The organism is Mycolicibacter arupensis, assembly GCF_002086515.1.
GTDB classification, from domain to species: Bacteria; Actinomycetota; Actinomycetes; order Mycobacteriales; family Mycobacteriaceae; genus Mycobacterium; species Mycobacterium arupense.
Genome location: NZ_MVHH01000002.1, coordinates 81,355 through 100,863 on the forward strand (window position 1 = coordinate 81,355; position 19,509 = coordinate 100,863).

General features: G+C 67.1%; 18 protein-coding genes. 3 read left to right on the top strand and 15 right to left on the bottom strand.

Annotation, left to right across the window (positions count from 1 at the left end):
- Positions 1-2: 2 nt before the first annotated feature.
- From BST15_RS01850 to nadD, 6 genes are all read right to left on the bottom strand, one after another.
- Complete coding sequence (locus BST15_RS01850; RefSeq protein ID WP_052734774.1) at positions 3-590, bottom strand: PepSY domain-containing protein; 588 nt, start codon at positions 588-590, stop codon at positions 3-5.
- Between the two features lie 61 nt (positions 591-651).
- Complete coding sequence (locus BST15_RS01855; protein ID WP_046187599.1) at positions 652-1,494, bottom strand: DegV family protein; 843 nt, start codon at positions 1,492-1,494, stop codon at positions 652-654.
- Positions 1,495-1,501: 7 nt separating this feature from the next.
- Positions 1,502-2,251: a diglucosylglycerate octanoyltransferase gene (gene octT, locus BST15_RS01860; protein ID WP_046187600.1), complete on the bottom strand. Its 750-nt coding sequence runs from the start codon at positions 2,249-2,251 to the stop codon at positions 1,502-1,504.
- Complete coding sequence (gene gpgP, locus BST15_RS01865; protein ID WP_046187601.1) at positions 2,241-2,921, bottom strand: glucosyl-3-phosphoglycerate phosphatase; 681 nt, start codon at positions 2,919-2,921, stop codon at positions 2,241-2,243. The genes octT and gpgP overlap by 11 nt, the downstream gene beginning before the upstream one ends.
- Positions 2,918-3,307, bottom strand: a complete 390-nt coding sequence (gene rsfS / locus BST15_RS01870; RefSeq protein WP_046187602.1) for a ribosome silencing factor — start codon at positions 3,305-3,307, stop codon at positions 2,918-2,920. Before rsfS ends, gpgP begins: the two co-directional genes overlap by 4 nt.
- Positions 3,304-3,930 (bottom strand): nicotinate-nucleotide adenylyltransferase, encoded by a 627-nt coding sequence (nadD, locus tag BST15_RS01875; RefSeq protein WP_109370661.1) that lies wholly within the window; start codon positions 3,928-3,930, stop codon positions 3,304-3,306. Before nadD ends, rsfS begins: the two co-directional genes overlap by 4 nt.
- A gap of 146 nt (positions 3,931-4,076) precedes the next feature.
- Here nadD and BST15_RS01880 point away from each other — a divergent pair, with 146 nt between their 5' ends.
- A complete protein-coding gene (locus tag BST15_RS01880; protein WP_276037723.1) occupies positions 4,077-5,129 on the top strand; it encodes a class I SAM-dependent methyltransferase in 1,053 nt (350 codons plus the stop codon).
- A 31-nt stretch (positions 5,130-5,160) separates the two neighbouring features.
- On the opposite strand, the gene BST15_RS01885 is transcribed toward BST15_RS01880, so the two are convergent.
- The 6 genes from BST15_RS01885 to BST15_RS01910 are packed head-to-tail and all read right to left on the bottom strand — an operon-like array spanning position 5,161 to position 13,394.
- The gene (locus BST15_RS01885; protein ID WP_046187605.1) at positions 5,161-6,213 is read right to left on the bottom strand and encodes an NAD-dependent epimerase/dehydratase family protein; all 1,053 of its coding nucleotides are present in this window, start codon (positions 6,211-6,213) and stop codon (positions 5,161-5,163) included.
- A gap of 49 nt (positions 6,214-6,262) precedes the next feature.
- Positions 6,263-7,705 (bottom strand): vWA domain-containing protein, encoded by a 1,443-nt coding sequence (locus BST15_RS01890; protein WP_370759884.1) that lies wholly within the window; start codon positions 7,703-7,705, stop codon positions 6,263-6,265.
- 7 nt (positions 7,706-7,712) lie between these two features.
- Positions 7,713-8,612, bottom strand: a complete 900-nt coding sequence (locus tag BST15_RS01895; protein WP_046187607.1) for an AAA family ATPase — start codon at positions 8,610-8,612, stop codon at positions 7,713-7,715.
- 16 nt (positions 8,613-8,628) lie between these two features.
- Entirely contained in the window at positions 8,629-9,882 is a 1,254-nt protein-coding gene (locus tag BST15_RS01900; RefSeq protein WP_046187608.1) for a glutamate-5-semialdehyde dehydrogenase, read from the bottom strand.
- Positions 9,883-9,909: 27 nt separating this feature from the next.
- Positions 9,910-11,334 carry a mechanosensitive ion channel domain-containing protein gene (locus BST15_RS01905; RefSeq protein WP_083070785.1) on the bottom strand — a complete coding sequence of 475 codons (1,425 nt, stop codon included), beginning with the start codon at positions 11,332-11,334 and terminating at the stop codon, positions 9,910-9,912.
- Positions 11,331-13,394, bottom strand: coding sequence for an adenylate/guanylate cyclase domain-containing protein (locus BST15_RS01910; protein ID WP_052751337.1), 2,064 nt, complete (start codon positions 13,392-13,394; stop codon positions 11,331-11,333). The genes BST15_RS01905 and BST15_RS01910 overlap by 4 nt, the downstream gene beginning before the upstream one ends.
- Before the next feature lie 178 nt (positions 13,395-13,572).
- Between BST15_RS01910 and BST15_RS01915 the strand changes: the two genes are divergently transcribed.
- Complete coding sequence (locus BST15_RS01915) at positions 13,573-14,442, top strand: ribokinase (protein ID WP_198528271.1); 870 nt, start codon at positions 13,573-13,575, stop codon at positions 14,440-14,442.
- Here the strand turns inward: BST15_RS01915 and BST15_RS01920 are convergent.
- A complete protein-coding gene (locus tag BST15_RS01920) occupies positions 14,426-14,821 on the bottom strand; it encodes a tautomerase family protein (RefSeq protein ID WP_046187609.1) in 396 nt (131 codons plus the stop codon). The two genes, BST15_RS01915 and BST15_RS01920, sit on opposite strands and share 17 nt — an antisense overlap.
- A gap of 13 nt (positions 14,822-14,834) precedes the next feature.
- Positions 14,835-16,886 carry an NAD(+) synthase gene (locus tag BST15_RS01925; protein ID WP_046187610.1) on the bottom strand — a complete coding sequence of 684 codons (2,052 nt, stop codon included), beginning with the start codon at positions 16,884-16,886 and terminating at the stop codon, positions 14,835-14,837.
- A gap of 112 nt (positions 16,887-16,998) precedes the next feature.
- On the opposite strand from BST15_RS01925, the gene BST15_RS01930 reads away from it, so the two are divergent.
- Positions 16,999-18,291: an MFS transporter gene (locus tag BST15_RS01930; protein ID WP_234708166.1), complete on the top strand. Its 1,293-nt coding sequence runs from the start codon at positions 16,999-17,001 to the stop codon at positions 18,289-18,291.
- Here the strand turns inward: BST15_RS01930 and BST15_RS01935 are convergent.
- Positions 18,241-19,500: a cytochrome P450 gene (locus BST15_RS01935; RefSeq protein ID WP_046187611.1), complete on the bottom strand. Its 1,260-nt coding sequence runs from the start codon at positions 19,498-19,500 to the stop codon at positions 18,241-18,243. The genes BST15_RS01930 and BST15_RS01935 overlap by 51 nt on opposite strands.
- Between the last annotated feature and the right edge of the window lie 9 nt (positions 19,501-19,509).

The following is a 19,509-nucleotide window of genomic DNA, read 5'->3' on the forward strand; positions in this document are numbered from 1 at the left end:
AGTCAGACCTGGCGGTTGCCGGTGACGGTGCCCGTCGCCGCGTCCAGCGTGAGTTCTCGCTCGGCCAGTTCGTCGTCCCACACGTCGGCTTCCCAGACAACGGTGCCGTTCATGTCGAGCAGGCTCAGTTGGGTGATCGAACTGTTGGGCACTGCGCGCAGTACTCGGTCCACGGCTGCGTGGTAGTCCAGGTGGGCGCCGTCGACATTGGCGCGCCGTTTGGCCTTGTCGGCGTCGTTGTCGTCGGTGGTGTCAGGGCCGACCAGCACCGTCACCCCGTCGGAGGCGATCTTGAGCTGATGTTCGGTGCCGTCCGCCGTGACCACCCTGACCTTCCAGGTGCCGGCGTCGCTGGTCTGGCTCTCGATGAACGTCAACACGCTTTCGGGGACCTGGGAAACGGCGAGGTCAGCGGCGCGTAGCAACGTGAGCGGGTCCGGCGGCGCGTCGGGCCGTGTCCACGACGTCTCGGGAGCAGCCGACTCCTCGGACGACGAACCCGGACTGCCACTACTGCTGCAGCCGGACAGCGCCAGCGCTGCCACGATGACCACTGCACCGAATCGGACGAAACTTCCCAGAGCGTGCATCAGCGGCAATGCTACTGAAGTCCGGCGGTCGGTGCTGAACTCGAGGTGCCGGGGCCGGCGCTCAGCTGTTCCCCGGATCGACGTCGACGCAGACCGCGACCGCACCGGCGCCCACATGCAGGGCCAGCGTGGGACATAAATCCGTGATGACGGCCGGCGCACAGACCGGCAGACGCTGCGCCAAGGCATCGGCGACGTCGCGGGCTCCCTGCGGATTGGCCACGTGATGCACCGCCAGCGCGGCCGATCGATCCCCGACCACGTCATGGACGCGGTCGATCATTGCGGTCACGGCTTTGCCGACGGTGCGGATGCGCTGCGCCAAAACGAGCTTGCCGTCGTCGATCGCAAGCAGGGGCTTGAGCGACAGTGCGGTCCCCAGCCAGGCCGCCGCGCTGCCGATCCGGCCGCTGCGCCGCAGATTGTCCAACCGCTGCACCACCATGTAGGCGTGGCCACGTTGGACCGCCGCCTCTGCCGCGGCGGCTACGCCCTGCAGATCGGAGCCGACGGCCGCAGCCCGGGCGGCAGCCAATGCCGCGAACCCGGTGCCCATCGCCGCCGATCTCGAATCGATCACCCGTACCGCGGGACCGAACTCGGAGGCGGCCTGCTGGGCGGTACCGAAGGTCCCGGACAGTGCCGAGGAGATGTGCACCGCCAGCACTCCGGAACCGGCGCTGTGGGCGAGCGCATTCCGGTAGGCCTCGGTCAATTCCTCCGGGCCCGCACCGGAGGTGGTGACGCGCTCACGCGCATAGATGTCCGCGGGCACCTCGTCGACACCGTCGCGCAGGTCGGCTCCGTCGAGCAGGATGTGCAGCGGGACGGTGCGAATACCCCAGTGCTCACGCAGCTCGACCGGTAGGCACGCCGACGAGTCGGTGACGACGACGACGCTCATCGCCCGCTCATGCCGCCGGGCCGGGGACGCCGGCCTCGGCCAGCGCCTTGAGCATCAGGTCGGCGACCGCCCGGTGCGCTTCGAAGTTCCAGTGGATGCCGTCGGGGTTGGCCCTGCCGCTCAACACCTCATCGGCAACCGCCTCCTTGAGGTCCACCAGGGGAACGTCGTATTCCTGCGCCCAGGCGGTGATGGCCCGCACCGTGGGCTCCCGCCCCTGGTGGGCGCGGCCGTAGGTTTCGGCGATGTGCACCGACGGCAGTGAGGCCACAATGGGGATCCCCGGCCGGTTGAAATCGATTGCGCCCCGTGTCATCTCGAGGTAGCTGACGGTGAGGTGCGGCGGCAGTGCAGCCCGCGCCATCGGGGAGAACCGGGGCTGCAGCCAGCCGTAGCCGTCACGGACCCACCGCCGCAGCCACGACGGCCGCACGTAGCGGATCAACTCGCGCAGCGCCGTCGGCCACACCGACGGCAACGAGTCCATCCCGCTGGTGGCGAAGATGACGGCGCCGGCCCGGGGCAGAGCAGCCCACGCGCGCGGGTCCTGAGTGGACGCCCACCACACGTCACGGCTGGTCCAACCGATCCGGCCGATCAGCTCGACATCCCAGTCGAGTTGCTGTGCAACGATGTTCGGCCAGATCCGCGGGTGGTCGGCGGGCAGGCCTCCGGTCGGTCCGTAGTAGGACAGCGAATCGGCAAACACCAGCAGCGTGGGGCGTGCCTGGGCGGGCGTCTGCGGATCAGAGGACATCGCCGGCCACCTGCGCCGAGGCGTTCCAGACATCGAGGCGCCAACGCACGTCGTCGAAGGCGTCGTCGGGTTCCGGCCCACCGGAGTACCCGCTGAGCTGGGTCCAGCTGGCGTTGGCCATTCCGCCCAAAGCGGGCCAGTTCTCGACCGGCAGCCGCAGCAGCGCCGCGGTCAGGGCGGCGATAAGCCCACCGTGGGCCACGAGCACCACCGGCTGATCGGCGTGCTCGGCGCTCCCCCACGCCGGCTCTCCGGCCACCAGCTCCTGCACCAGCGGAACGCTGCGCTCGGCCACGTCGATTCGGCTCTCTCCGCCGTGAGGCGCCCAGCGAGCGTCATCACGCCAGGCCAGCCGGGCCCCAGGGGTGGTGGCATCGACCTCTTCGTGGGTCAGCCCCTGCCAGTCACCGAGATGGGTCTCCCGCAGTCGGGTGTCCACGCGGACCTTCAACCCGTTGTGTTCGGCCAGCACGGTGGCGGTGTCGTAGGCCCGCCACAGGTCCGAGGAGACGATCAGCAGCGGGTGCCGCTTACGCAGCACCTCCGCCGCGGCCGCCGCCTGGGCGCGGCCCAGATCGCTCAACACGGTGTCCAGCTGGCCCTGCATCCGGCTACCGGCGTTGAACTCGGTCTGGCCGTGTCGCAGCAGGATGAGCCTGCGCACCCTCACGAGGCGTCCTCTCCCGGCGCCGGCTCACCGCTCAGGTCGATCGGCACCAGCGGGCAGTCCTTCCACAGGCGTTCGAGGGCATAGAAGTCGCGCTCGTCCTGGTGCTGGATGTGCACGACGATGTCGACGTAGTCCAGCAGCGTCCAGCGTCCCTCCCGGGTGCCCTCCCGGCGGGCCGGTTTGTACCCGGCCAGACGCATCTTGTCCTCGACCTCGTCGACGATCGCGTTGACCTGACGCTCGTTGCTCGCCGAGGCGATGACAAAGCAGTCGGTGATGACCAGCTGAGCGGAGACGTCGATGACGACGACGTCGTCGGCCAGCTTGTTCGAGGCGGCGCCGGCCGCCACGGTGGCCATCCGCACGGCCTCGGGTGTCGCGGTCATATGTGCTCTCCGGGGGTCGGTTGGTACAGGCGGCGCTTAGAGACGTACTGGACTACGCCGTCGGGCACCAGGTACCAGATGGGTCGGGCTTCTGCCGCGCGCTGTCGGCAGTCGGTTGACGAGATCGCCAGCGCCGGCACTTCGACCAGCGTCAAGGCGTGCGGCGGCAGAGATTCGAGCGCGTCGGCAAGGTGATCGCCGTTCAGCTCGTAACCGGGCCGACTCACCCCCACAAACCGCGCCATCTCGAACATCTCCGGCCAATCCTGCCAGGACAGAATGGTGGCCAGCGCATCCGCACCGGTGATGAAGTACAGCTCGGCGTCGGGATTCTGTTCCTGCAGGTCACGCAGGGTGTCTTTGGTGTATGTGGGTCCGCCACGATCGATGTCGGCCCGGCTCACCGAGAATCGGGGATTGGATGCCGTGGCGATCACGGTCATCAGGTAGCGATCCTCGGCAGCGGTGACCCGGCGGTCCTTGAGCCAGGGTTGCCCGGTCGGGACGAACATCACCTCGTCAAGCTCGAAAAGGTCGGCCACCTCACTGGCGGCGACCAGGTGTCCGTGATGGATGGGATCGAAGGTCCCACCCATGACTCCCAGCCGCCGTTTTCGCACGATAGGCCAGCTTACTTGGGCTCGTCGCCGGCATGAGCTCACTGGTGGCACCGACTGCCGCTCGGCACAGTGGCGCCGGGGCGGCTACGCTCATCGCCAGAACGCAACGTGGCGTTGCTGCCGCGAAGCGGATGCCAATCGTGTAGAAGATGTCTGTGGAAGATTTTCCGGTGAGCTCAATTGATCGCGCCAAGGCGGCCCACGAGGCCATGGTCAGGCGTTTCTACACCCGCGCCCAGACCAGCGGTGAAATCAGGCTGCCGGCCGTGCCGAGCATGCTCGCGGAATACGTCACGATGTGTTCAGCGGTGTTCGCGGGACTGGGCAAGCCCTTCAGCGAGGCCGAACTCGACCGCCTCCGAGAGGTGCTTCAAGGCCAACTGGCTGAGGCGTATTCGCACTCGCTGCGCTCTCACATCATCATCTCCTACAACGCGCCCATCGGCCCCACCCTGGACTACACGGTCCGCGCGCAGTGGAACTCCGTCGCAGACGCCTACGCCGCCTGGTTGGACACCCGCAAGCCGCCGTTGTTCGGCACCGAACCCGACGCCCGGGTGTGGAATCTGGCCTCCGAGGCCGCCAACCCCGCCTCGCATCGGGTGCTCGAAATCGGCGGCGGCACCGGGCGTAACGCCCTGGCGCTGGCCCGCCGCGGGCATCCGGTGGACGTCGTCGAGATGACACCGAAGTTCGCCGAGATGCTCGTGGCCGACGCGGCGGCGGAGTCCTTGGACGTCCGCGTCATCGTGCGGGACGTCTTCGAACACTCCGACGACCTGCGCGACGACTACCAGATGATGGTGCTCTCTGAGGTGTTGACCGACTTCCGGTCCACCGCGGAGCTTCGCAGCCTGTTCGAGCTCGCCGCTCGATGCCTGGCTCCGGGTGGGCGGCTGGTGTTCAACAGCTTCCTGGCACACGACGGCTACGAACCCGATGCCGCCGCCCGGGAGTTCTGCCAGCAGGTGTACTCCGGCCTGTACACCCGCACCGAGATGGCCGCGGCTTCGGCCGGCCTGCCGCTGCAATTGCTGTCCGACGAGTCCGTCCACGACTACGAGAAGGCGAACCTGCCCGACGGCGCATGGCCGCCCACCAGCTGGTACATCGAGTGGGTGAGCGGGCAGGACGCCTTCCGCACCACCCGCGAGGAAAGCCCGATGGAACTGCGCTGGCTGATCTACCAGCGCACGTACTGAACCACCGGCAGCTGGGCGCGCTGCGGTCCGGTCAGCGCCGGACCATTCCGTCGTCGATCATCTGCTGAAAATGCTCGACGACAGAGTCTTCGACGTCCCGGAAATCGATCGCGAGTTCGGTGCGCGACCGCGAACTGTCCAAACACAGCGGCCAGCCCACGTTGCGCTCGACGAATGGGCGGGTGAGCCCGGCGGCCGGCGCCACCAGCTTCACCACGAACTTCGGCAGCTCGCGCGTCGGGAAAGATAGCCGGGATCCGAAGTGCCGACGCAACATTCGGCTGAGTTCGAGCATGCTGACGACTTGCGAGTTCACCACGTAACGGCCCTGGGCACCGGGCGTGTAGCCGGCGGTGATGTGGGCGCGGGCCACGTCACGCACGTCGACGCAGCCCATCTGCAGCGCCGGCGCGCCCAACGCCATCGACATGTCGACGAAGTGCCGCATGGTGTCCATGCTTCCCGAGGCGCTGGCGGTGGTCAGTGACGGCCCCAGCACCAGTGAGGGATGAATAGTGACCAGATCCCAGCGTTGCTGGGCCCGCTGGATCTGCCAGGCGGCCTGTTCGGCGACCGTCTTCGAGTAGGCATAGGGCTGGTGATCGAGCGTGCTGGTGGTGTTCCAGTCCGCCTCGGTAAAGCAGTCCTTGCCGCTCATGTCGGCGTTGTCACCGTAGATGGCCGCGACACTGCTGGTCAGCACGACGCGGGCCACCGAAGGGGCTTCGGCGACGGCGGCCAACACGTTGCGCGTGCCTTCCAGCGCCGGCCGTACCAGCTGCTGTTCGGGGTCGCGGATGGTCCCCAGAAGGAATGGCGACGCCGTGTGGATGACCAGTTGGCAGCCCTGGACCGCGCTGGTGAAACTTCCCGGTTCCAGCAGGTCGGCCCGGTGCAGGCTCAGCTTGCCGGGGTGTCGGGCCGCCAGCGCGTGCAGGTGCTCGAGGCCGTGCGGCTTCTCGGGATCGCGGACCGTCGCCCGCACCGTGTGCCCGTCCTCGAGCAAGTAGCGCACAATCCAGCTGGCGATATAGCCGCTGCCGCCGGTGACCAGCACCGCGGCGCCGGGATCAATCGTCGTCATGACTCAACCCTCTCTGATCGCCTCCGCCTACTGGACCGAAGTGCCCCGGCTACACCGGCAACAGTGCGTCGATGACCCCGGCCAGCTGCTTGGCCGAGCGGCATTCATGCATGGGTATCACGTCGCTGTAGCGCGGCACCGCGGAATCGCCACTGCCCCAAAGATGCTGAGGCTCGGGGTTGAGCCAATGCGCATGTCGGCTGGCCGTCACCAGGTGCGAGAGCACATTCACCCCGGGATCCCGGTAGTTGGTGCGGCCGTCACCGAGAACCAGCAATGCACTGCGTGGCGAGACCACATTCGGAAAGTTCTCGGCGAAGGAGACAAACGCGTTGCCGTAGTCGGAGTGGCCGTCGCGGGTGTAGACGCCGGACTCCCGGGTGATCCGCTGTATTGCCACAGCCAGGTCGGCTTCCGGACCGAACAGGTGCGTCACCTCGTCGGTGGTGTCGATGAAGGCGAACACTCGAACCCTCGAAAACTGTTGACGCAGAGCGTGAACCAGAAGCAGCGTGAAGTGACTGAACCCGGCCACCGATCCGGATACGTCACACAGCACCACCAGCTCGGGCCTGGCCGGGCGCGGCTTGCGCAGTACCACGTCGATCGGGACCCCGCCGGTCGACATCGACTTCCGCAACGTCTTGCGCAGGTCGATGGTGCCGGCGCGGGACCGTCGCCTGCGCGCGGCGAGCCGCGTGGCCAGGGTGCGGGCCAGGGGGGCCACCACCCGGCGCATCTGGCGCAACTGCTCGCCAGACGCCCGGAGAAACTCGACGTTTTCGCTCAGCTGCGGGATGCCATACATCTGAACATGTTCACGCCCCAGCTGTTCGGCGGTGCGCCGCTTGGTCTCGGCATCGACGAGTTTGCGAAGCTGGGCGATGCGCTGCGCGGCCATCGCCTTGGCGATCTGCTCCTGTGTGGGGCTGGGCTCATCACCGTAGGGCGCGAGCAGCCCGGCCAGCAGTTTGCCCTCCAGCTCGTCCAGGGCCAGCGCCTTGAGCGCCTGATAGGCCGAGAAGGACGGTCCCCGGCTTGAGCGGTACTGACCGTAGGTTCCGACGATGGCGGCGATCATCGCCGACAGTCGTGGATCGGTGTCGGCGAGTTCGGGATTGTCGTTCAGCAGGTCGAGCAGCATCGACCGCATGTCCTCGGCGTTCTCGGGCAGCGGCGCAGATTCCGGATCGGCTTCGTCCCCGTCGATCACCACCGTGCGCCCGCCCAGCGCGGCGGGGAACCACAGGTCGAACATGGCGTCGTAGGTGTCCCGGTGATCTGGGCGTCGCAGAACCGCGCAGGCCAGGCCCTCCCGCAGTACCTCCCGGTCGTCCAAACCGATCACGGTCAGCACCCGTCCGGCGTCGACCGTTTCGGAGGGCCCCACCGAGATGCCCTGCCCGCGCAGCGCCTCCACGAATCCCACCAGATGCCCGGGGATTCCGTGCGGAGCCAGCGGCTGCTGCGGGCGGGTACGTCGGACCATCAGATGACCATCAGTTCAGCCGCAGTTCCCCGGATGCCCGCACCTGGTCGGACTGGTGCTTGAGCACCACCCCCAGCGTTGCCGCGACGGTGGCGTCATCGATGGTGTCCATCCCCAGGGCCAAGATGGTGCGGCCCCAGTCGATGGTTTCGGCCACCGAGGGCAGTTTCTTGAGCTGCATGCCGCGCAGTACCCCGATGATGCGCACCAGCTCGGCGGCCAGATGTTCGGGCAGCTCAGGCACCCGCGACAGCAGAATGCGGCGTTCCAGATCCGGGTCGGGGAAGTCGATGTGCAGGAACAGGCATCGGCGCTTGAGCGCCTCGGACAGCTCTCGGGTGGCGTTCGAGGTCAACACGGTGAACGGGGTACGCGTCGCGGTGATGGTGCCCAGTTCCGGAACGGTGACGGCGAAGTCGGAGAGCACCTCAAGGAGCAGGCCCTCGATTTCGATGTCGGCCTTATCGGTCTCATCGACCAGCAGCACCGTCGGATCGGTACGCCGGATCGCGGTCAGCAACGGCCGCGACAGCAGGAACTCCTCGGAGAACACGTCCATCTTGGTGGCATCCCAGTCGCCGCCCTGACCGGCGGTGTTGCCGGACTGAATGCGGAGGATCTGCTTGGCGTGATTCCACTCGTACAACGCCCGGGCCTCGTCAACGCCTTCGTAGCACTGCAGGCGCACCAGCTCGGCGCCGGTGGCGGCGGCCACCGCGCGGGCCAGTTCGGTCTTGCCGACGCCCGCGGGGCCCTCCACCAGCAGGGGCTTGCCCAGACGGTCGGCCAGGAACACCGCGGTTGCGGTGGCGGTGTCCGCCAGGTAGCCGGTCTCGGCCAGTCGGCGGCCCACGTCATCGATGTCGGCGAACAGCGAGGTGTCTGGTGCGGGGGTGGTGGGCTTTTCCATGCGGGCTACGGGCTCCTTAGACGGGACGGGTGTGGCCGTCGCCCCACACGATCCATTTGGTCGACGTCAGCTCCGACAGACCCATCGGTCCGCGGGCGTGCAGTTTCTGGGTGGAAATGCCGATCTCGGCACCGAAGCCGAACTGCTCACCGTCGGTGAACGCGGTGGAGGCGTTGACCATCACCGCAGCGGAGTCGACCTGTTCGCTGAACCGCTGGGCGGCAGCCATGTTGGTGGTCACGATGGCCTCGGTGTGACCGGTTCCGTACTCGTTGATGTGGTTGATGGCGTCCTCGAGCCCGTCCACCACCGACAGTGCGATGTCCATCGCCAGGTATTCGCGGCGCAGATGGTCTTCGGCCGCGGCGTCGTCGGCGTCACCGTGCACGGTAACCCCGGCGGCAGTCAGCGCATCCACCAGCCGCGGGACCGCGGATGCCGCGATGGCCCGGTCGATCAGCAGGGTTTCGGCGGAGTTGCAGACGCTGGGCCGGCGAGTCTTGGAGTTCAACAGCACCTGTTCGGCGATGTCGAGATCGGCGGCCTCATGAACGTAGACATGGCAGTTGCCCACCCCGGTTTCGATGGTGGGCACCAAGGCGTCGCGCACCACGGCCTCGATCAATCCGGCCCCGCCGCGCGGGATCACCACGTCGACCAGACCACGGGCCTGGATCAGGTGGGTAACGGTGGCGCGATCGACCGAGGACAGCAGCTGTACGGCGTCGGCGGGCAGGTCCTCGGCAACCAACGCCGCGCGCAGCACATCGACCAGGGCCTGGTTGGAGTGGGCCGCGGACGAACTGCCGCGCAGCAGTGCGGCGTTACCGGATTTGAGGGTCAACCCGAATGCGTCGACGGTGACGTTGGGCCGGCCCTCATAGACCATGCCCACCACGCCGAGCGGCACGCGCTGCTGACGCAGCAGCAACCCGTTGGGCAGGGTGTAGCCGCGCAGCACCTCACCGACCGGGTCGGGCAGTCCGGCGACCTGGCGCAGACCGGCGGCGATTCCGTCCACCCGGTCCTTCGACAGCGCCAGCCGGTCCACCATGGCTTCGGGTGTACCGGCCGCACGGGCTGCGGCGACATCGCGGGCATTGGCGGCCAGGATGTCGTCGGCGTGCGCCAGGAGCGCGTCGGCCGCGGCGTTCAGCGCGGTGTTCTTGGCCACGGTGGACAACGCCGTCAGGGAGCGCGAAGCAATCCGAGCTCGGCGGGCGGCGTCGTGGACCTCTTGTCGCAGGTCGGGCAGGACGGGGACGCTCATCAGGCCAGCGTATCGGCGAACGCCCGATCAGGTAAAACGGCCCCGCGGTGTCGATGGCGACGGGCCGCTTCGAGCTGGCCCACCGCCGTTGGCGAACGCCTCACGTCGCTGATCGATCATCCGGCCCAGTTCCTGCAGGAGCAATGGCTTGGTCTTCACCAGTTCTTCGATGTGTTCGCGATCGATCACCACCGCGGTCACTTCTTCCAGCGCGTGGGCGTCGAACTGGCTGGACTGGCGGGTCAGGGTGGTTATCCCGAGGAATGCACCCTGCCCCAGCGTGGCACCGGCAAAGTCCGGGTCGGTGCCGGTGACGCGGACGCTGCCGTCAGTCAAGAACGTCATCGCGGTGGGCACTTGATCGGCGTGCTGCAGGGGTTCGTCGACGCCGTAGCGCACCATCCTGGCGTGCGGCGCCAGCGCCTGCTGGTCGGATTCGGTGAGCCGAAGTGCGGGCGCCACCACCGTCCGCAGCGCATCGGCCACTCGTTCGGGGGTGCCGAACTCGTCATCGGCGCCGTCAAGATGCAGTCCCTCTCGCCGGGAGGCGTACCAGAGCCACCGCAGGAAGGTGGCCTGCGCGGCGCTGTCCTCATCCGGCGAATCGACCTCGATCGCGGTGCGGTACTGCCCTGCCCCCAACGCCGCCGAGTGCGGCGCGGCACCGGTGGTTCTCATCGGTAGCGCGGTGGCGACCCGCGACAACAGCGCACACACCCGGTCCGGCGGGTCTTCGACGCCGAAGCTGGTTGTGATGGACACCCGATGCGCGCCGCTGGAGCGGCTGACGTTGGTGAACGAGGTGCCGGCCAGGACCGAGTTGGGAGTGATCTGCAGCCCGTCCGCGGTGCTGATGTGCACCGCCCGCCAGTTCACTTCGACGACGCGGCCGCGCGCGGTGGGGGTGGACAACCAGTCACCGATCCGGAAGGGCTGCTCGAAGAGCATGAACAGACCCGAAACGATCTGACCGACCGAGTTCTGCAGCATCAGACCGATGACCACCGAGGTCACGCCCAGCGCGGTGAACAGGCCACCGATCCTGGCGCCCCAGACATGAGACAGCGTCAACGCCAGGCCGACACCGATCAGCAGAAAGCGGGCGACGTCGACGAAGATGGTCGGTATTCGGCCACGCCAGGAGCCTTTCGGCGCGCTCTGGAAAAAGGTGACATCGAGCACTGACAGCAGCAGCACCAGCAGGACGACGCCGAAGGCGGTGTAGATGATCCGCAGGGTGGGATCCTCACCCCGTACTCCGGCCACCTTCGCCAGCAACACCAGCAACGCGCCCAGCGGCAACAGGTAGTTGCGGGCCAGAGCCACCGGCGGTGCCAGAGGACTACCTCTGCGGGCCAGCGCCCCATGGCCTTCGGTGAGCCAGACCAGGCTCGCGGGGAATCCGACTGCGACCCCGATCGCCCAGTACAGCCACGGCCCGAAGACGTTCACGGTGCCTCCGTCAATCTCCAGGCCTGCTCTTGGGCGTCGCCGGTCGTGACGGTACCGACTAAGACGAATTCCTCGGTGTCGCCGAGCATGTCCCGCACCGACTCGGTGACATAGATGCCGGATTCCGGTGTTTCCCTGCGCAACTGGTAGGCGAGGTTGACCGCCGAGCCCCACAGGTCGTAGGTGACGCCGGATCGGCCGACCAGACCGCTGATCACCTCGCCGGTGTTGACGCCGGCCCACAGACTCAGCCGGTAGCCGGATTTGACGGCGAACCGATCGACGATCCGCTGCATCTCGCACGCGAACTCCACGATGCGGTGTACGCCGTCGAGCCGCGGCGTGGTCAGGCCACAGCCGGCGAGATAGCCGTTGTACATCGTCCGAATTCGTTCCACTCCCACGGCTTCAGCGGCCGCGTCGAACTGTCTGACCAGCTCGTCGACGATCGTGACCAGTTCACTCGCGGAGACCTGTGCGGACAGCTGATCGATGCCCTGCAGTTCGGCGTAGATCACCGTGACGTTGTGATGCTGGTCGGCGATACCCTGCTCGCCGCCGCGGTAGCGCTGGACCAGCGACTCGGGCATCAGCGACAACAGCAGTTCATCGTTCTGCTTGCGCTGCTGGTCGAGTAGGGCCTGCTTGGTCCGAAGGCTATCGCTCATGTCGTTGAACGCCTTGGTCAGGTCGCCGATCTCGTCGGCGGTCCTGGGCTGCACCATCGCGCTGTAGTCGCCGGCGCTGATCCGTTGCGCGGCGGCCTGCAGCCGCCGGATGGGCTGCAGAAAGAGCCGGGCTGCCAGCATCGCCAGCACACAGATGGCGAAGATCACCGCGGTGGTGGCCAGCACGACTCTTCTGCTGAAGGCGGTGACTCCCGCGAAGGCATCGGAGTACTCCCTGGTCGCCAAGATCGACCACTGCAGGTCCGAGTTCGGCACGGTCAGTGGCGAATACGCGGTCAGCTCCCGCTTGCCCAGGTAGTCATAGCCACTGGTCAGGGTGCCGGTCTGACCGCGTTGCGCGGCCTGCAATCCCGGTCCACTCACCGGCTGCACCAAGGTGGTGGTCCCCAGCCGTAGCGCCCGCTCCACCGTCGCCGTCGATGTGCCGGCTTCCACGGCCTCCTTGCGGTATCGCTCTGGATCCTCCAGGAAAAGACGCGAATCGGAGCGCATCAGGTCGTCCGGACCGGCCAGGTACGTCTCGGTGGTGTGCCCCAGTCCGGCGGCGTCCCAGTCGCGGTCGGCGGTCATGATCCGGGTGATCTTCTCGCTGGGCAGCGCCAGGGCCATCACACCGTCGATGGCGCCCTTGGTGCCGACGGGTGACACCAGCCAGGCCGTGGGAGTGTCCAGATTGGGTTGATAGGTCTCGTAATCGGTGATCCACACGAAGTTGACGGCATTGGCCGCCAATGCCTTGCGGTAGGCGTCACGCAGGGTGGACTCGCGGTAGGGCCCGGTGAGCACGTTGGTGCCCAGATCTACCCCCTTGTTGACCGAATACACCACATTTCCCTGGTTATCCAACAGCAGCGCGTCCAGGTATTCATTGAGGTGGACGGTTTGGGAGAAGAGATCGTTGTATTGCGCGTTGGCCGCGGACCACGCACTGCCGTCACCGGCGTCGTCGAGGTTCCTGGCGGCCCCGGCCGCGGTGTAGTGGGCTTGCAGGTAGCGCTGCGCGTTCGAGGTGGGCAGCAGCGCGGCCAGGTCGGCCTGCTCGTCGGTGCGTTCGGCGAGTGCCTTGGTGAAGCGGTCCTGGTAATAACCCACGATGCTGCGCTGTTGTTCGGGTGTGACTGCGGCAGTGGCGAGTTCGTTGAATCCGGCGGAATACGCCTTGAGCGCACTCGTCGCGGTCACTCCCCCACTGAAGACGACCAGTGAATTGGTCATCTCTTCGAACAGGCTGCTGACCGCGCGCCGCTGCGCCTCGCGGGCCACCACCAGTTTGTTGATGCCGGCACGCTGCAATTCTTGTGCGCCGAATTGAAACTCGACGAATCCGACGACGGCAACCGACACGATGCTGGTGAGCAGCAGGACAATCATCAGCTTGGTCTTGATGCTGAGCCGCGCCGCCAACCGTCGATACTGGGGCTCGCTGATTGGTGTGGTTGTTGACGACAGCGCCGGGTCCACTCGGCGACTCCCTTCCCCGGTTGCCGGACGGTTCTCCACCCTAGGGGATGCGCGACATTGAGCGGTCGCAAATGCCAAGCTGGAGCCCGTGGCGGCACAGGTGTGCGTGGTGGGCAGCGTCAACTCCGACGCCGTGTTCGCCGTCGCCGCGCTGCCCCGGCCCGGCGAGACCGTGGTGGCCTCGGCGCCCAGCACCCATCCGGGCGGAAAGGGCGCCAACCAGGCGGTGGCTGCGGCCCGGGCCGGCGCGCTGGTGGAGTTCGTCGGTGCGGTCGGTGACGACGGCGCCGGATCGCGACTGCGTCGGCACCTGCAGGACAACGGCGTCGGAACGGCCGGCCTCTCCACGGTGGTCGGCCCCAGTGGCTCCGCGGTCATCACGGTGGATCCGACCGGGGAGAACACCGTCGTGGTGGCCCCCGGCGCCAATGCTCACCTGAGACTGGATCCGGTCCAGCGTGCGCTGATCGCCGGCTGCGACGTGTTGCTGATGCAGCTGGAGATTCCGGTTCCGGTGGCGCTGGAGGCCGCCTCCGTTGCCCGCGGCGCCGGTGCGAGGGTCATCCTCAACGTCTCGCCGCCCGCCGTGGACTCGGCGGAGCTGGCCGAGCTGCTCGGGCGCACCGACGTGGCGGTGGTCAACGAATCCGAAGCCGCGCACTTCGACCATCAGGTGCCGCACCTCGTGGTCACTCTCGGCCCGCGCGGAGCGCGCTATCGAGGAGTGGACGGCACCCGCAGCGTGCGGGCACCGGTGGTGCGGGCCGTCGACAGCACGGGCGCGGGTGATGTCTTCGCCGGTGTTCTGGCCGCCGAGTGGGCAGGGGGCATCGACCATGCGTTGCCGCGTGCCACGGTCGCCGGGTCGTTGGCAACCCTGGTGGCGGGAGCGGGCAACTGCGCACCGCGCCTCGCGGCGATCAACGCCGCCCTGGCTACCGTCACACCTGAACGGTGAAGCCCAGATCGACGTCCGACGCCGCCTGGCCGCCCCGGATGCCCCAATTGTCGCGGTCAGACTCGTGCAGGGTGATCATCACGTGGTCACGTGGAATACCAAGTTCGGCAAGGTTTTCGACGATTCCGGCGTAGAGCAGTCGCTTGGCCTCCACCGACCGCCCAGAGAAACAGTCGATGGAGACCAGGGTCCGATACTCGGGCTGGGCGAGCTGAGCGGGTACCACGAAGCGGTGCGGCTCGTGCACCACCAGCCGCACGTTCTTGTCCTTGGCCGGTATCTGGAACGCGGTCACCAGCGCGCCGTGAACGGCGTCGATGATCGCGACTTCCTCGGCCTGGGAGTAGTGGCGGCGAACCTCGATCAAGACAGTTGGCATGGTTCCCAGCCTCTCAGACCGGGATGTCCCGGTCGATCTCATCAAGCCAGATTCGCGCGGACATGTCCGACGGGGCCCGCCAGTCCCCCCGCGGCGATAACGCGCCCCCGTGGGACACCTTGGGGCCGTTCGGCAGCGCCGATCGCTTGAACTGGCTAAACGAATAGAACCGTTGCGCAAAGACTTTCAGCCAGCGGCGGATCTCCGCCAGGGTGTAGGCCTGGCGTCCGTCCGCCGGATAGCCCGGCGGCCAGGACCCGGCGTCGGCGTCATGCCAGGCATGCCAGGCCAAGAACGCGATCTTCGCCGGCGTGAACCCATGGCGTAGCACGGAGAACAGCGCGAAGTCCTGCAGCGAGTACGGGCCGACGGTGTCCTCGCTGCGCTGGATCGCCTCTCCCTCGCCCACCGGGACCAGCTCAGGGCTGATCTCGGTGTTGAGCACCGACGCCAGCACCGCGCAGACGTCGGCGTCGAACTCACCGGAGTTGATCACCCAGCGAATCAGGTGCTGGATCAGGGTTTTGGGAACCCCACCGTTGACGTTGTAGTGCGACATCTGATCGCCCACGCCGTAGGTGGACCACCCCAGGGCCAGCTCGGACAGGTCACCGGTGCCCAGCACGATGCCGCCGTTCTGATTGGCGATCCGGAACAGATAGTCGGTGCGCAGGCCGGCCTGGACGTTTTCGAACGTGACGTCATAGACGGCCTCCCCCCGGGAGAAGGGATGTCCGAGTTCGGTCAACATCAACGTCGCGGTGTCCCGGATGTCGATTTCGGCAAACGTCACACCGAGGGCCTTGCTCAGCGCGGCAGCATTGGCCTTGGTGTGTTCACCGGTGGCGAAGCCGGGCAGCGTGAAGGCCAGAATGTCACTGCGCGGGCGGTTTTCCCGGTCCATCGCCCGGGCGGCCACGATCAGCGCGTGGGTGGAGTCGAGGCCGCCCGATACGCCCAGGACCACCTTGGGGAAGCCCAGTGCTCGCAGCCGCTGCTCCAGGCCCGACACCTGAATGTTGTACGCCTCGTAGCAATCCTGCTTCAGGCGCTGCGGGTTGGACGGAACGAACGGGAATCGCTCGACCACACGGCGAAGCCCGATGTCCCCGGCGGGCGGTGAGAGGCGGAATTCGACCGTGCGGAACTGCGCAGCCACATCCCGATGCTGTCGGCGGTTGTCGTCGAAGGTGCCCATCCGCAGCCGCTCGGCGCTCAGCAACCCCAGGTCAATGTCGGCCACCGACTTGCGCGCAGCGTTGGGAAAACGCTCGGTCTCGGCCAGCAGTGCGCCGTTCTCCCAGATCATCGTCTGGCCATCCCAGGCCAGATCGGTGGTCGACTCGCCCTCGCCGGCGGCGGCGTAGAGATATGCCGCCAGGCAACGGGCGGACGCAGACCGGGCCAGCAGCGCGCGGTCCTCCGCCCGCCCGACGGTGATCGGGCTGCCCGACAGATTGGCCAGCACCGTCGCTCCGGCCAGCGCCGCGCCCGCGCTGGGCGGAATGGGCACGAACATGTCCTCGCACACCTCGACATGCAGGACCAGTCCAGGCAGGTCCGTCGCGGCAAACAACAGGTCTGGCCCGAACGGGACCTGCACCCCGCCGATTCGCACCGTCGCCTGTTCTCCGGTTCCGGCTGCCAGCTGCCGGCTCTCGTAGAACTCCCGGTACGTGGGCAGGTAGGACTTGGGGACGACTCCGAGGACCCTCCCGCGGTGAATGACGACGGCCGTGTTGTACACCCGGTGCCGGTGGCGCAACGGCGCCCCCACCACCAGAACCGGCAGCAGCCCCTCCGAGGCGGCGGCGAGCTCGAGCAGTGCCGTGTGGACGGCATCGAGGAGGGTGTCCTGCAACAGGATGTCGTCGATGGAGTAGCCCGACAGCGTGAGCTCGGGGAAAACAGCGACCGCGACGCCCTCGTCGTGACACTCCTGGGCCAGGCGTAGTACCGACTCAGCGTTGGCGCCCGGGTCGGCAAGGGTGGTGCGGTGTGTGCACGCGGCGACCCGCGCGAACCCGTGACGGTAGGCGTTGTAGAAGTCCCCAGAAGCGTCCATTGCCTGCCATTGTCGCCCGCTGGGTCGAATTCGGCGCAAATACCCCACGTTGCGCGTAAACAATCGCGCATTCTTGACACACAGTTCCACCACAATCCGGCACTATGCTCGGGTGACAAAGCAGCGGCTCACGCCGGATCAGCGCAACTCGTTCCTGGCCGCGGTATTGGGCTGGTCGATGGATGCCTTCGACTACTTCATCGTGGTGTTCGTCTACGCCGACATCGCCAAGACCTTCGGCCACACCAAAACCGAGGTTGCCTTTCTCACCACTGCCACCCTGATGATGCGCCCCCTCGGGGCCCTGCTGTTCGGCCTGTGGGCTGACCGGGTCGGCAGGCGAATACCGCTGATGGTGAACGTCATCTTCTACTCGACGGTGGGGTTCTTGTGCGCCTTCGCGCCGACCTTCACCGTGCTGGTGATTCTGCGCCTGCTGTACGGGATCGGGATGGGCGGCGAGTGGGGATTGGGCGCCGCGCTGGCCATGGAGAAGATCCCCGCGGAACGCCGGGGGTTCTTCTCCGGGCTGCTACAGGAGGGATATCTGTTCGGCTACTTGGCCGCGACCCTCGCCTCGCTGCTGGTGAACGATGTGATGGGGCTGTCCTGGCGCTGGTTGTTCGGGCTCTCCATCCTGCCCGCCATGGTCAGCCTGCTCATCCGTTATCGGGTCACCGAGTCCGAGGTCTGGCAGGCCACCCAAGATCAGATGCGGTTGACCAGCACCAGGATTCGCGACGTGTTCACCGACGCAAAGGTGATCCGCAGGTTCTGCTACCTGGTGTTGCTGATGACGGCCTTCAACTGGATGAGCCACGGCACCCATGACATCTACCCGACGTTCCTGACCTCTGCCGACGGCGCGGGCCTGTCGCATGTCACGGCCAAGTGGATCGCGGTGATCTACAACATCGGCGGAATCATCGGCGGGTTGCTCTTCGGTTCCCTGTCCCAGCGACTGGGCCGGCGCTACGCGATCATCTGGGCCGCCCTGATGGGCTTGCCGATCGTTCCGCTGTTCGCGTTGTCGCACACCGCCGGCATGCTGTGTCTGGGCTCGTTCTTGATCCAGGTCTGCGTGCAGGGCGCTTGGGGCGTGATTCCGGCCCACCTGACCGAGATGTCACCGGATGCCATCCGCGGCTTCTACCCCGGTGTCACCTATCAGCTCGGCAACCTCTTCGCCGCGTTCAACCTTCCGATCCAGGAGCACTTGGCGGCCGCCCACGGCTACCCGTACGCCCTGGTCGTCACGGTGGTGCCGACGCTTCTTGCGGTCGTGGTGCTCACGGCGATCGGCAAGGATGCGACGGGGCGGCACTTCGGGCAGGGCCTGCCTCAGTCCATGGGATCAGAAGGTGCAGGGCAGGGCACGGATCCCGTGGATGAAGCTGCCCGCTAGGAATTCCGGCTCGCCGGCCTCGATCTGTGGCAGTTCGCGAAGAAGTTCGCCGAACAGTGCGCGCAGCTGGGCGCGGGCCACGTGGGTTCCCAAGCAGTAGTGCTGCCCGCCCCCACCGAAGCCCAGGTGCGGGTTTGGGTCGCGACTCAGATCCAGCCGGTCTGGCTCCTCGAACACCTGCGGGTCCCAGTTCCCCGAGGCGTAGAACATCGCGACCTTGTCGCCGGCCCGAATGGTCTGGCCGCCAAGCTCGTAATCGGTTGCGGCAGTGCGACGGAACGTCATGACCGGCGTGGCGTAGCGGATGAACTCCTCCACCGAGGTCCCGATCCGGCGGTCGAAGTCATCGAGCAGCCACGCGCGTTGCGCAGGGAAATCAGTGAGCGCCCGCAGCGCGTGGCTGGCGGTCTGGCGGGTGGTGTCGTTGCCCGCCACGGCAAGCAACACGAAGTAGGCGGACACCTCGGCGTCGGTCAGCCGGTCACCATCGACCTCGGCGTTGACCAGGCTGCTGAACAGGTCGTCGCCGGGGTTCTCGCGGCGCTGCGCTGCCAATGCACCGGCCACCTGATGCAGGTACATGATGTTCTCGCCCATCACCGCCATCGGGTCGCGTCCGTTGAGGTAGACCGGATCGTTGGTCGAGACCAAGGCATCGGCGGCATGGGCCACCTGCGCCCGCTCGGAGTCCGGCACGCCGACCATGTCGGCCAGGGTGCGCAGCGGCAGTTCCTTGGCGCAGTATTCGACAAAGTCCGCCCCGCTTCCGGCGGCCTTCAGTTCGGCGACGATCGCTGCGGCGTTGGCCTTGATCGAGTCTTCGATGCGCCTGATCTGCCGGGGGGTGAATGCCGCGGTGGCCAGTTTGCGCAGCTTGGTGTGCCGGGGTGGATCCATGGCAAGAAACGACTGGGTGGTCTCCAGCATCTCCTCGGGGATGTTCTCGAACTGCACACCCTTGCCCGACAGGAACACGTCGTTGGTGCGGCTCACGGTGACGATGTCGGCGTGCCGGGTGACGGCCCAGAAGCCGGGGTCGTCGGGATCGTTGAGCAGGGCGTCTTCGACGGGTGGGTGCCAGCTCACGGGACGCTCGGAGCGCAGTACCGCAAACGAGCGCTCCCGCTCGGCCGCGGTGCCGGACCAAAACGCCCGCGAGGACAGGTCGACGGGGTCGTACCCGCGGATCGTGACGGATGGAGCTGACATCTGGCCTCC

Bases quoted from the DNA above. Each gene is read 5' to 3' on its own strand.
- BST15_RS01900 (WP_046187608.1), bottom strand. From the start codon at position 9,882: ATGAGCGTCCCCGTCCTGCCCGACCTGCGACAAGAGGTCCACGACGCC.
- rsfS (WP_046187602.1), bottom strand. From the start codon at position 3,307: ATGACCGCGACACCCGAGGCCGTGCGGATGGCCACCGTGGCGGCCGGC.
- BST15_RS01895 (WP_046187607.1), bottom strand. From the start codon at position 8,612: ATGGAAAAGCCCACCACCCCCGCACCAGACACCTCGCTGTTCGCCGAC.
- octT (WP_046187600.1), bottom strand. From the start codon at position 2,251: ATGTCCTCTGATCCGCAGACGCCCGCCCAGGCACGCCCCACGCTGCTG.
- BST15_RS01850 (WP_052734774.1), bottom strand. From the start codon at position 590: ATGCACGCTCTGGGAAGTTTCGTCCGATTCGGTGCAGTGGTCATCGTG.
- BST15_RS01855 (WP_046187599.1), bottom strand. From the start codon at position 1,494: ATGAGCGTCGTCGTCGTCACCGACTCGTCGGCGTGCCTACCGGTCGAG.
- BST15_RS01920 (WP_046187609.1), bottom strand. From the start codon at position 14,821: ATGCCAACTGTCTTGATCGAGGTTCGCCGCCACTACTCCCAGGCCGAG.
- BST15_RS01880 (WP_276037723.1), top strand. From the start codon at position 4,077: ATGTCTGTGGAAGATTTTCCGGTGAGCTCAATTGATCGCGCCAAGGCG.
- BST15_RS01910 (WP_052751337.1), bottom strand. From the start codon at position 13,394: ATGATTGTCCTGCTGCTCACCAGCATCGTGTCGGTTGCCGTCGTCGGA.
- BST15_RS01885 (WP_046187605.1), bottom strand. From the start codon at position 6,213: ATGACGACGATTGATCCCGGCGCCGCGGTGCTGGTCACCGGCGGCAGC.
- BST15_RS01935 (WP_046187611.1), bottom strand. From the start codon at position 19,500: ATGTCAGCTCCATCCGTCACGATCCGCGGGTACGACCCCGTCGACCTG.
- BST15_RS01925 (WP_046187610.1), bottom strand. From the start codon at position 16,886: ATGGACGCTTCTGGGGACTTCTACAACGCCTACCGTCACGGGTTCGCG.